At 58.1% G+C, this 12739-nt stretch carries 9 protein-coding genes; 6 read left to right on the forward strand and 3 right to left on the reverse strand.

Going from position 1 to position 12739, the window contains the following annotated elements; genetic code table 11:
• Together ACR0DK_RS18175 and ACR0DK_RS18180 are read left to right on the forward strand one after the other, a co-directional pair.
• Positions 1-1140: COG4223 family protein (locus ACR0DK_RS18175; protein ID WP_480737452.1), on the forward strand; the 1140-nt coding region annotated here is incomplete at its 5' end.
• A gap of 10 nt (positions 1141-1150) precedes the next feature.
• The gene (locus ACR0DK_RS18180) at positions 1151-2662 is read left to right on the forward strand and encodes a heme biosynthesis protein HemY (RefSeq protein ID WP_170513508.1); all 1512 of its coding nucleotides are present in this window, start codon (positions 1151-1153) and stop codon (positions 2660-2662) included.
• A gap of 127 nt (positions 2663-2789) precedes the next feature.
• Here ACR0DK_RS18180 and ACR0DK_RS18185 read toward each other — a convergent pair whose 3' ends face one another.
• The 3 genes from ACR0DK_RS18185 to ACR0DK_RS18195 are packed head-to-tail and all read right to left on the reverse strand — an operon-like array spanning position 2790 to position 6540.
• Positions 2790-3539 carry a phosphate/phosphite/phosphonate ABC transporter substrate-binding protein gene (locus tag ACR0DK_RS18185; protein ID WP_170636615.1) on the reverse strand — a complete coding sequence of 250 codons (750 nt, stop codon included), beginning with the start codon at positions 3537-3539 and terminating at the stop codon, positions 2790-2792.
• Positions 3536-4153: a response regulator transcription factor gene (locus ACR0DK_RS18190; protein WP_170397932.1), complete on the reverse strand. Its 618-nt coding sequence runs from the start codon at positions 4151-4153 to the stop codon at positions 3536-3538. Before ACR0DK_RS18190 ends, ACR0DK_RS18185 begins: the two co-directional genes overlap by 4 nt.
• Positions 4150-6540 (reverse strand): ATP-binding protein, encoded by a 2391-nt coding sequence (locus tag ACR0DK_RS18195; protein ID WP_170397935.1) that lies wholly within the window; start codon positions 6538-6540, stop codon positions 4150-4152. The genes ACR0DK_RS18190 and ACR0DK_RS18195 overlap by 4 nt, the downstream gene beginning before the upstream one ends.
• A gap of 242 nt (positions 6541-6782) precedes the next feature.
• On the opposite strand from ACR0DK_RS18195, the gene ACR0DK_RS18200 reads away from it, so the two are divergent.
• The 4 genes from ACR0DK_RS18200 to ggt all read left to right on the forward strand — a co-directional run bounded on the left by ACR0DK_RS18200 (position 6783) and on the right by ggt (position 12726).
• On the forward strand, positions 6783-7745 hold the full coding sequence (locus tag ACR0DK_RS18200) for a TAXI family TRAP transporter solute-binding subunit (RefSeq protein WP_170397937.1): 963 nt from the start codon (positions 6783-6785) through the stop codon (positions 7743-7745).
• Positions 7746-7852: 107 nt separating this feature from the next.
• Positions 7853-10462: a TRAP transporter permease gene (locus tag ACR0DK_RS18205; RefSeq protein ID WP_170397940.1), complete on the forward strand. Its 2610-nt coding sequence runs from the start codon at positions 7853-7855 to the stop codon at positions 10460-10462.
• A complete protein-coding gene (locus tag ACR0DK_RS18210) occupies positions 10459-10890 on the forward strand; it encodes a universal stress protein (protein ID WP_170397943.1) in 432 nt (143 codons plus the stop codon). Before ACR0DK_RS18205 ends, ACR0DK_RS18210 begins: the two co-directional genes overlap by 4 nt.
• 84 nt (positions 10891-10974) lie before the next feature.
• Positions 10975-12726, forward strand: a complete 1752-nt coding sequence (gene ggt / locus ACR0DK_RS18215; protein ID WP_480737458.1) for a gamma-glutamyltransferase — start codon at positions 10975-10977, stop codon at positions 12724-12726.
• Positions 12727-12739 lie beyond the last annotated feature (13 nt).

The following is a 12739-nucleotide window of genomic DNA, read 5'->3' on the forward strand; positions in this document are numbered from 1 at the left end:
GCCGAAGCCGAAGCCGAAGCCGAAGCCGAAGCCGAAGCCGAAGCCGAAGCCGAAGCCGAAGCCGAAGCCGAAGCCGAAGCCGAAGCCGAAGCCGAAGCCGAAGCCGAAGCCGAAGCCCTGAACAGGGCCGAGCCGACCGAAGAAAAGGTGATCGAACGCACAGTCGAAAAACGCGGTGGGTTTGTTCCGGCTTTGTTGGGGGGGGTTATTGCTGCGGGCCTCGGATTTGCTGCAGGCAACAGCGGGTTGTTGTTTCAAGGAGCAGATAGCTCGGACGCAATTTCCGCGCTCGAGTCGAAGCTGGCGGAACAATCCGATCAGATTGCCCAACTGACAAAAACTCTTGCTGAAGGCCCCGATGTCTCGGGCTTGTCAGATCAGATCAAGGCGTTGTCGGATAAGCTTGCTCCGGTCGAAAGCGATCTGACTGCCGTGAAGAGCAGTGTTGATGGCCTGACCGGTAAGGTCGACCCGCTTGAGGAACGCCTGACCGCGCTTGAGAAGCAGCCGCTTGAAGCAAATGTCTCGCCCGAGGCCACAGCCGCGTTCGAGGCAGAATTGAAGAAACTACAGGAATCTCTGGCCGCTCAGCGTAGCGAAGTGGAAAAGATGGTCTCAGACGCGCAGGCTTTAGAGGCTAAAGCTTCGGCCGAAGCGCGCGCGGCGACCAACGCCGCCATCCTGTCGCGTTTGCATGGTCAGTTGGATGCCGGTCAACCCTATGAAGATTTGGTCTCTGAACTGAAAGCCGGTGGTGTCGATGTACCCGATGCCTTGGCTGCATCTTCGAAGGACGGAGTTGAGACCCTTTCGGCGCTGCGCAGCTCATTTGCCCCCGCAGCCCGCGCCGCACTGGCGGATGCCCGTGATGCCGATAAAGGCACCGGCTTGGTTGCTTTCTTGCAGCGCCAGACAGGCGCGCGGTCGGTGACCCCGCAAGAGGGCGACGATCCGGACGCGGTCTTGTCACGCGCTCAAGCGGCGTTGGCGGATGGTGATGTCACTAAGGCGTTGACCGAACTGAAATCCTTGCCCGAAGCGGCGCAGACCGCATTGGCGGATTGGGAGCAGGCGGCGCAGACACGGGCCTCTGCCGTCGAGGCCGCAAATACGCTTGCTTCAAGCCTGAACTCGAACTGAAGGACCTGCCATGCTGTGGTCATTGTTAAAGATCCTTGTTTTTGTTGCGATTATCGGCCTGCTGGCCATGGGTGCTGGGTTCTTGATGGAATCATCCGGCGGCGTGCAGATCACCGTCGCAGGCACCGAATACACACTGGGCCCGCTGCAATCAGTGATCGCGCTGGGCGTGCTGGTGTTTGCGGTCTGGTTGTTCTTCAAGCTGCTTACGCTGCTGATCGCCACGCTGAAATTCCTAAACGGTGATGAAACCGCCCTTTCACGTTATTTCGATCGCAGTCGGGAAAAGCGAGGATATCAGGCGCTGGCGGACGGGTTGATGGCGCTGGCCTCGGGTGAGGGGCGCGTGGCGATGACCAAGGCCAATAAGGCCGAGAAGCTGCTGAACAATCCGGAACTGACCAATTTGCTGGTGGCGCAGGCAGCCGAGATGACCGGTGATACCAAGAAAGCGTCCGAGACTTACAAGAAGCTGGTCACCAACAACGCCACGCGATTTGTCGGTGTGCGCGGGATCATGAAGCAAAAGCTGGCCGAAGGCGATGATGAAACCGCGCGCAAGCTGGCCGAGAAGGCTCTGGCCCTCAAACCCCGGCATGAAGAAACGCAGGATGTGCTGTTGAACCTGCAGACCAAAGCGCAGGATTGGGCCGGTGCGCGGTCCACGTTGACCTCGAAGCTGAAGGCCGGGTATTTGCCGCGCGACGTGTTCAAACGGCGCGACGCAGTCCTGGCTTTGTCCGAGGCCAAAGTGCTGCTGGACGACACGGCGACGGTCGAACAGCAGGAACATGCGATTGAGGCAAACCGCCTTTCACCCGATCTTGTCCCAGCAGCCGCCATGGCCGCGCGCGCCTATATCGAAAAGGGCAAACCGCGTGCAGCCACCAAGATTCTGAAAAAGGCGTGGGAAGTACAGCCTCACCCCGATCTGGCCCATGCCTTTGCCGAGATTGTGCCAGACGAAACACCTGAACAGCGGATCAAGCGGTTCACCGCTTTGACCCGCATTCATTCAGAGAATATGGAAACACGCCTGATTTTGGCCGAGCTGAACATCGTAGCCGAAGACTTCCCCGAAGCGCGACGCGCGCTGGGTGATGTTGTCGAAAAGCAGGGGGATGCACGGGCCTACACGCTGATGGCTGCGATTGAACGGGGCGAGGGCGCCTCGGACGCGGTGGTTCAGGGTTGGCTGGCCAAGGCGCTGAACGCACCGCGCGGGCCGCAATGGGTCTGCACCAATTGCCACGACATTCAGCCTGAATGGGGACCGGTGTGCCAGAACTGCGGCAGCTTCGATACGCTCAGTTGGCAGACGCCTCAGACGCCCGAGATTGCTAGTGCGACGGGTGTGCACATGCTGCCTCTGATCGTTGGCGCGCTTGAGGATCAATCAGAGGCTGAAGAGGCAGAGGAACCTGAAGAAAGTGCTGAAGAGTCACTTGAAGAGCCGGTCGAAGAGGACATGATCGAGGGAAAGGCTGAGCCGGTCACGGAGGAAGTCGCGCGACAGACCTAACGCGCGGTCTCGGCGTTGAAAGCGTCGTTCCGCAGCTTAAACAACCCGGCCCACCGATTCTGATTAAGGGCGACCAAAGCCATTATGTGCTATCGGCTGTCGTCGGCGACACCGGCACACAAGACGACTAAACCGATCCCGGCGGGTTCTGCACGTCCAGATAACGTTCGGCCGGAATCCTCACGAGACCTTTGATCCCCAAGGCAGTACGATCCGCATCATCCAACTGCGCAATCGCCCGTTCAACCGCTGTAAAAATCGCTTGCTGATCGTTACCCTCCGCAGTGATCAATGGCAGGCTAGGCGTCGGGTCCGTCCACTCTAACACCCGCAGAGATGCGGCAAACTCTTCATACTCAGCCATCAATCGCCAAGAAACCGCATCAAGGGCGGCGATATCTGCGTGACCTTCCGCAACGGACTGCGCCGACTTCAGGTGACCTTCGGTTTGCACACGGTGTTTGAACCAAAAGCCATGCGGCTCAAGATGCCAATAAGGCGCGGCGTAGCCAGATTGCGAAAATGTCTGGTTGTAAGCGAACACCGCTTCCCGAAACGCCATCAGATTTGTGCGTGGATCATCGGCGCGCACGACCAGAGCACTGCGGTAATAGCCGGGCGGGCACCCGTCGAGACCATAGTCTGGCGTGCCAACCAACGCGACCTTATCGTGTAGCCATGTCCGGTACGGCATGCCGCAAGTCTGGCTCAGCACCAGTTCCGGGTGCTGCCAGACCGAGAATTCCTCGGCGTCCTGCGACAGATGCTCAGGGCTCTCGATCCCGGCGCGGTTCAGATTGTCACGGATGAGGTTCCAGTATCGCAGATGTGCCTCATCAAGCTGAGGGCGGGCATACATCATCAGGCTTGCGATCATTGCATCTGCCCGAACAGTTCATACAGCTCTATCGTGGTTTTCACGCCGACCTTTTGCTGTATGCGCCCGCGATGAATTTCTACTGTGCGGGGGCTGATACCCAAGGCAGTTGCGATCTCTTTGCTCGACGTGCGCGCGGGGTGGGTCAGAATATGTTGCAAGACCTGCTCCTCGCGGTCGGTCAAAAGTCTGCGCTTGTCCGCAAGCATCTGACGTCGCGATTTCTCGGCGCGCAGACGGTCGCCTATTTCAAACGCGGCCTGTATCCGTTCGATCAGCACCTGCAGGTCAAAGGGTTTTTCCAGAAAATCAATTGCACCCGCCTTGGTGGCCCGCACGGATTCCGGAATGCCGCCATGACCCGAGATGAAAATGACCGGTATGGTCGACTCGCGCCGGTTCAGATGTTCCTGCAATTCCAGCCCGTCCATCCCGGGCATGCCATAGTCCAGGATCAGGCAACCTTTTGCATCCTCATGCACCTGATTCAGAAATGTCTGCGCATCGGCAAAATGCTCGACCCTTAGTCCGCGTTTGCTGAGCGACCGAGATAAGGCGACGCGCACATCTTCATCGTCATCGACGATATAAACGACCAGCGGCTCAAAGGTCATGCGTGATCCTCCTTGGGCTGATCGCGGCGCTGCAGGGTGAAACAGAAGCGCGCCCCGGACGTCTCAGTAGGCTCGTACCAAATGGCTCCGTCATTGGCTTTGACGATGGTCCGACAAATGGACAGGCCCAGCCCCATCCCGTCGGTCTTCTGGGTGTCAAACGAGTTGAACAAGGTGACACCATCGCTAATCCCGGGCCCGTTATCCTCAACCCGCACCTCGACCAGTTCATCGCTAGTCTTTGTAGTGATGGTGATTTTACCCTTGCCATCCGGATCCAGGGCCAAGGCGTCGATCGCGTTGCGCAACAGGTTAACCAGAACCTGAGCGATCTGCGTCCGGTTTCCGATGACAAGAGGAAGGTCGGTTTCTTCATAAAGCAGCTTGATCTCGTGTAACTTCGCCTCGGCGTCCATCAGGCTGACGGTTTGCCGGATCAACCCGTTCAGTTCAAACGGAGTCTGACGTCCGCGATCCTTACGCACCACATCACGCAGGGCGCGGATGATGTCGCCCGCACGGCGCGACTGGCGGTCGATATCCGAAAGGATTTCTATAACCTCAGGATCGGGATCGCCGATTTCATCCAGCGTGATCTTCGCGGCGTCGACATTATAGGAAATCGCGCTTAGCGGTTGGTTCAGCTCATGCGCCAGCCCCGAGGCCATCTCGCCCATCAGGTTGACCCGTGCCACATGGGACAAATCGCGGCTGAGGCGGCTTACTTCATCCTCGGCCTGCTTTCGATCGCTGACGTTGTCGATAATGGCAACCGCATGATCAGGGGTCCCGCTTTCATCGCGGATGAGGATGGCATTGACCCGCAACCAGATGGGGGATCCGTCTTTTCGGATAAACTGGTTCTCGGCGATGAACTCGGAATCCTGCAGCAGGGTTTCGCGGAACTTGACCGCGATCTGCTGTTCGTCTTCCGGCAGGATGTCGGCCAGCGTCATCCTCTCCAATTCATCCGGCTGATATCCCATGATATCGCACAGCTGTTCGTTGGTCCGCAGAAACCGCCCCGTTTCGGGCGAGATCTGCGCCATCCCGCGCGAGGCCAGATCGAAGGTGCGGCCATAGGCGGTTTCGAACCGTTGCCGTTGTCGAACTTCCTGTGTCAGAGCCGCACCGGTATCTTCCAGCTCGCGATAGGGGCTGTGCAGGCCTTCTTCGGTGGTGATCTCTCCGCTGCGCAATTGCTGGCTCTGGCTGGCAAAGGTGCGCACAGGGGCATAGATCCGGTCGGCCATGGCCAAACCAATTGCGCCCGTCAGAATGGCAATGGCAAGCGCGATCCAGACGCCTTGCGTCCGGTTCTTCTTGATCTCGCCAATAAAGTTGTCCTCGGCCGCATAAAGCCCGATCAACCAACGCAGCCCCGGCTCGGACACCTCGATAAGCATCGCCACATAGTCCTGACCGTTCAGCTGGAAATCGGTATGAACCGGTCCTTCCGTGTCGCTCAGACCGGTTTGCACGACATCTCCGAACGCCTTTTGCGCGATGGGGTCTGCGATTTGGTCCACACGCGTCAGCTCGGGCGCTTCCATATGTGCTTCCTGCCGGATCAGCACCAGCGTTGGATGCGCCAGCACCGCGCCATTTTCGTTCAGAACCAGCGCGGCACCGCGTCGTTCCGACCAGATGTCCAGCAGGAACCCCGACAGGGCGTCGATCTGGATATCGACACCCAAAATGGCACGGATAGCTCCGGTATCGTCCAATATGGGGACACTATAAGTGATCCCCGGCTGGCGCGTGGTGAAGAAGATATAAGGCTCTGTCCAGATCGGTGCTTTGGCTTCGGTCACCATTCTGAACCAGGGCCGGGTGCGCGCTTCATAGGTGTCAGTCTGGGTAGTGGCCGTTTCCAGCAATGTGAACTGATCGTTGCGCCATTGGAAATCGGCGGGATGTTCCGCGGTGCCGGGCAGGAATGGCGGAACGAACTTGGTGCGATAACGTCCGGGCTCTTCCGCGCGCATGACATAGACAAACCTGCCCGTCGCATCGGCCAGATACATCCCTGCGAGTTGAGGCGCGACCTGTAGCTGCTGAAAAAAATGGCTTTCCAATACGCCAGGATCGCTGATATCCAGTACGTCATTTTCAGCAAGTCGCCGAGTTGCATCCAAGGCCTGCCGGGCGGGGTTCAGAAAACTTTTGACTTGGCCGATGACATTGACACTGACTTCGTTCAGCGATGTTCGGGATTGCCGCAACAGCGCGTTCTCCGAGCTGACAAAGGTCGACAGGATCACCGAAAGGATGGCGATGAACTGCAGCCCACCCAAACACAGCGCAAGCGTGGCGCGCAGCGATCTTCGCCTGCGGGCTGGCTCAGTGTGGTCCTGGCGTATTTCTTGTTGCCCTGCGTAGTTCAATTCTTGTCCAAACGACCTTCTGCACGGGTCGGTATCACAGTCACAGAATGTGATCAGTTACCCTCTTTCCCCTATATCTGAATCCAAGCCTATACGTAATCTACCGTATAGACACCTGCTGTTTGGTTTCGCTTTCCTCTTTATCATCGGGGGGCCTGATTCCAGTGCGATTTTTTCTGTTGTGTTCTGAAAGGTTTCAGGCACCCCACAGATCAAAAAAGACTGACAACAGGAGTGTCAAAGTGTTCAAGAAAACCTCAATCACCGCATTTGCCGCGGCGGCCCTGATGGCACCAGCGGCATATGCTGAAGAATTTATCACGATCGGAACTGGCGGCGTTACGGGTGTCTATTACCCGACGGGTGGCGCGATCTGCCGTCTGGTCAACAAGGGCCGGAAAGAGCACGGGGTCCGGTGTTCGGTGGAGTCGACTGGGGGGTCGGTTTACAACATCAACACCATTCGCGAAGGCGAGCTTGAGTTTGGGGTGGCACAGTCGGACTGGCAGTACCACGCGTTCAACGGCAGCTCGAAATTCGAAGAAGCCGGCCCGTTTGAGAACCTGCGTGCCGTGTTCTCGGTACACCCAGAGCCGTTCACGGTTGTGGCGCGTGCCGACGCGGGTATCTCGAATTTCGAAGACCTGAAGGGCAAACGCGTCAATATCGGCAATCCCGGTTCCGGTCAGCGTGGCACCATGGAAGTGCTGCTGGGCGAAATGGGTTGGACCACCGACGATTTCGAACTGGCGACCGAGCTGAAGGCGGCTGAACAGTCCGCTGCCCTGTGCGACAACCAGATCGATGCGATGGTTTACACCGTTGGTCACCCATCGGGTTCGATCCAGGAAGCAACCACCGCCTGTGACTCGGTTCTGGTGAACGTCAGCGGCGACGCGGTTGACAAGCTGGTTGGTGACAACTCCTTCTACCGTACCGCAACCATCCCAGGTGGCATGTATCGTGGTTCGGATGGTGACACCTCGACATTTGGTGTTGGTGCAACCTTCGTGACTTCGGCTGACGTGTCGGAAGACGCGGTTTATGCGGTTGTCAGCTCGGTCTTCGAGAACTTCGATGACTTCAAAAAGCTGCACCCGGCATTTGCCAACCTGAAACCGGAAGAAATGATTGCGGATGGCCTGTCGGCACCGCTGCATCCGGGCGCTGAGAAGTACTACAAAGAAAAAGGCTGGATTCAGTAACCAGACCTGACACGGGGCGCCTTTCGGGGCGCCCCGATTCATATCCGGGCTAAACCGGAGACAAGACGGCCGCAAAAACCAAGGCCGAAGGACAGGGAGATACCAACATGAGTTCCGACACACAGGGCAATCGCCCTCTTTCCGAAGAAGAGCTTCAGGAACTGGTTGCCTCATCAGATGCAGGCGCGCGTGATCCGGCGGGAAATGTCGGGCTGTTTCTGGCGATCGTTGCGGTTTTGTGGTCGGTGTTTCAGGTCGTTCTGGCCTCTCCCCTATCGAATTATCTGCTGCCGGGCAGTGTAGTGAACAACTCACGCCAGATTCATCTGGCCTTTGCGATGTTCCTGGCCTTTTCGGCCTATCCGGCACTGAAATCCAGCCCGCGGAACTACATCCCGATTCAGGATTGGATCATGGGGATCGTGGGCGCATTTCTGGCCCTCTATGGCTATTTCTTCTATCAAAAGATCGTCGATGCGGGCGGTCTCGCAGACGATACGGACAAGTGGTTTGCTCTTGTTGGCCTGCTGTTGTTGTTCGAGGCCGCGCGTCGCGCGCTTGGCCCGGCAATGGCGATCATCGCTACGATCTTTCTGGCCTACGTCTTCTTCGGTTCCTCCGAGTGGGTGCCCGAGGTGATCCGCTGGAAAGGTGCCAGCCTGCAAAAGGCGATGAGCCATATGTGGATCACGTCCGAAGGCGTCTTTGGCATCGCGCTGGGCGTTTCAACCAAGTTCGTCTTCCTCTTCGTGCTGTTCGGCGCGCTTTTGGATAAGGCGGGCGCGGGCAACTACTTTATCAAGATGGCCTTTGGCGCGCTGGGGCACCTGCGCGGTGGCCCGGCTAAAGCGGCTGTTGTTGGTTCTGCGGCGACGGGCCTGATCTCGGGCTCGTCCATTGCGAACGTTGTCACGACCGGCACCTTCACTATCCCACTGATGAAGCGTGTAGGCTTTTCCAGCGAACAGGCAGGCTCGGTCGAGGTCGCCTCATCCGTGAACGGCCAGATTATGCCGCCCGTGATGGGCGCTGCTGCATTCCTGATGGTGGAATATGTGGGCATCTCATATGTTGAGGTAATCACCCACGCCTTCTTGCCTGCCGCGATTTCCTACATCGCGTTGGTCTATATTGTGCACCTTGAAGCGGTGAAGCGGAACATGCCGACGCTGGGCGACCGCGTCGTTTCGATGGGGCGCACAATCGGTGGAATGGCGCTGTTCTTCGTGGGCTTTGCCGGGCTGTGCTATGGCATCCAGTACCCGATCAAAGCGATTGTCGCGCTCATGCCCGATGCGTCGGGTCTGGTCCTGTCGGCGCTAATCGTTTTGGCCTATCTGATCCTGCTTTGGCTGGCTTCCGGAGTAGAGGACTTGGTGCCTGACGATCCTAATGCCAAAGAGGTTGAACTGCCGGTAATTGCCGAAATCTACAAGGCCGGTCTGCATTACCTGCTACCGATCATCGTGCTGGTCTATTTCCTGATGATCGAACAGAAATCACCGGGCCTATCAGCCTTCTGGGCGACTTCGCTGTTGTTCGTGATCCTGCTGACGCAGAAACCGCTCAAGTCGATCTTCCGGGGTGAAAGTGACACAGCGAATGCCTTCAAGGCCGGTGTCGTCGACCTGTGGAACGGGCTGATCGACGGCGCGCGCAACATGATTGGTATCGCGCTGGCGACCGCCACCGCGGGTGTGATCGTGGGCACCGTAACGCTGACCGGTGTGGGTCAGGTGATGGCTGACCTGGTCGAGTTCCTGTCGGGTGGCAACCTGATCGCCATGCTGGCGCTGGTCGGTCTTCTCAGCCTGATCCTCGGAATGGGCCTGCCGACCACGGCGAACTACATCGTCGTCAGCTCGCTGATGGCGGGTGTGGTTGTCGAACTGGGTGCGCAGGACGGTCTGATCGTGCCGCTGATCGCGGTGCATCTGTTCGTGTTCTATTTCGGCATCATGGCCGATGTGACACCGCCGGTTGGTCTGGCGAGCTTTGCGGCCGCCGCCGTTTCTGGTGGGGATGCGATTAAGACCGGTTTCACCGCCTTCTTCTACAGCTTGCGCACCGTGGCACTGCCTTTCGTGTTCATCTTCAACACCGATCTGTTGCTGATCGATGTGGGCTGGGTACAGGGCATCTTGGTGGCCGTCTCTGCGACCATCGCGATCCTGATCTTCACCGCAGGTACCATGGGCTGGTTCCTGACCAAGAACCGCATCTATGAAAGCGTGGCGCTGATTCTGATCGCCTTTGCGCTGTTCCGTCCGGATTTCTTCATGAACCGCATCGCACCGCCCTTTGCGCAGATCGAACCGGCACAGCTTACACAGGCCGTGGGTGAGGCCGCACCCGGCAGCACTATGCGGATTGAGGTCGCGGGCCCGGACTTTGACACCGGCAATATGACCGAAACCACCGTAGTTCTGGACATTCCGGAAGGGGCCGATGGCACAGCACGCGTTGACGCTCTGGGCCTGATGACGCTGGAAGAGGATGGTCTGGTCAAGCTCGACGAGCCGATGTTCGGTACGCCGGTCGCGGATGAGCTGGACATGTTCGACTATTATGCTGATGATGCCGTTCGCATTACCAGCATTCAGGCTCCGCAAAGCCAGCCCGCGAAAGAGCTGATCTTTATCCCGGCGCTGATCCTGTTGGGTCTTGTCGCCTTCCTCCAGCGCGGCCGCGCCGCAAAACAGGGAGAACCCGCATGACCCAAGCTATTCTGTGCGCCGTGGATATCAGCAATGGCGATCTTGATGTTGCTGTCCTTGAACGCGCCGCAGCGCTGGCCGAAATGGATGGCGCGCGGCTGGATGTGGTGACGGTGACGCCCGATTATGGAGAGGGGTTCGTCAGCAGTTTTTTTGAGCCCCACCACCACGAAAAGGTGATTGAAGAGGCTCATGAAAAGCTGGTCGCCCTCTGCGCCGCCACGCTGGGGGAAGAGCGCAACGCCAAGGTCCGTCATGTGGTGGCAACTGGCAGCGCCTATCAGGAGATCCTCAAAACCGCGGAAGGCGCGGGCTCGGACTTGATCGTGATCGGCGCGCATAAGCCTGACTTGAAAGACTATTTGCTTGGTCCGAATGCGGCGCGCGTCGTGAGGCATTCGCACACGTCAGTATATGTTGTGCGGTAAATCGATCGGATTTAAGCTGAGAATCTGCCATTTGAAGCTTGTTACTCAGTAGCCAATCTCGCAGATCCTTACCGGGAGATTTCTATGATGAAGACATTCATGAAAACCGGCGCCGTTCTGGCGTTGGGTGTTGTCGCTTGCGCGGCCAATGCGCAGGACCCTGCGCCGGAATATGGCTATGGTTGGGAGGACAAAAACTCGGTGACTGGCACCGAGTTCATGGTCTCGGCCGCCAATCCCATTGCTGCCAAAGCCGGATATGATGTGCTGGCCGCAGGTGGCACAGCCGCAGATGCGATGATTGCCGTGCAGCTGATGCTCAATCTGGTTGAACCGCAATCATCGGGCATCGGCGGTGGTGCGTTCATGCTGTATTGGGATGCGTCGGCTAAAACTCTGACCACCTTTGATGCGCGTGAAAAAGCCCCTGCGAAAGCCACGCCTGAACGGTTTCTGTTACCGGACGGTGAAAAGATGCCGTGGCCCGAAGCTGTTGTAGGCGGACAATCTGTTGGCGTTCCGGGCATTCTGCGCCTGATGGAAGTGACCCATAACCTCTATGGCAAGAATGACTGGGCCTCGCTGTTCCAGTCTACCATCGATCAGGCCGAGCAGGGGTTTGAGGTTTCGCCCCGCATGGCAAACTCGATCCAAAGCACGATTGAACGTGAGCGCTCAGTCGGTGTGTTCCCGGCGGGCAAAGCGTATTTCTTCAACGAAGATGACACGCCGCTGCAGGCTGGAACCTTACGACGGAACCCCGAGTTTGCCGAAACCCTGCGCATTCTGGCCGATCAGGGCGCAGGCGCCTTCTATAGCGGCCCCATCGCCGAAGATATCGTGGCGGCAGTGGATGCCACATCCAAGGTGGAAAACAACATCACGCTTGAAGATCTGGCCGACTACCGCGTCAAAATCCGCCCCGCCGTCTGCGCCGATTATCGCGGCTACGATGTCTGCGGAATGGGTCCGCCAACCTCCGGCGGCCTGACCGTCGGGCAGATTCTGGGGATACTCAGCAACTTCGACCTCGAAGGCACTGGGTGGAACGCCGAGATGGCGCATCTCTATGCCGAGGCCGCCAAGCTGGCCTATGCCGACCGCGCGCTTTACATGGCCGACAGCGATTTTATCGATGTACCGGTCAAGGGTCTTCTGGACACGGACTATCTAAAGCTGCGCTCGGAGATGATCGACCCTGCTGCAGCCAGCGAGAAGCGTCAGGCAGGTGAGCCGCCACGTGATCACACCGCCCTGTTTGCGCCCTCGCAAAACCCGGATCGTCCCGGCACCAGCCATATCGTGATCCGAGATCAGTACGGCAACGCGCTGTCGATGACGACCACTATTGAGACCGCCTTTGGCAGCCGAGTTTTTGTGCGGGGTTTCTTGCTGAACAACGAACTCACCGATTTCGACCGCGCACCAAAGGATGGCGACCGTCTGGTGGCCAACCGCGTTGAGGGTGGCAAACGCCCGCGCAGTTCGATGTCACCAACTATCGTGATGAAGGATGGTGAGCCCTATCTGCTGATCGGTTCACCCGGCGGTAGCCGCATTATCAACTATGTGGCCAAAACGATCATTGCGATCCTGGATTGGGAAATGGACCCGCAGGATGCCATCGAAACCGGGCATTTTGTGCATCGCAACGGGTCTGCGATGGATCTGGAGCAGGGAACATCCGCTGCCGAATTCGCTGATGCTCTGACAGCCAAGGGGCATGAGGTCAAACAGGTCGATCTCAACAGTGGGCTTCACGCCATCCTGATCAAGGATGGCCAGCTGATCGGAGCGGCTGATCCGCGCCGCGAAGGCGTGGCACTAGGCCAATAAAGGCGAACTGCAA

This window comes from Ruegeria sp. CE6 (assembly GCF_056537485.1).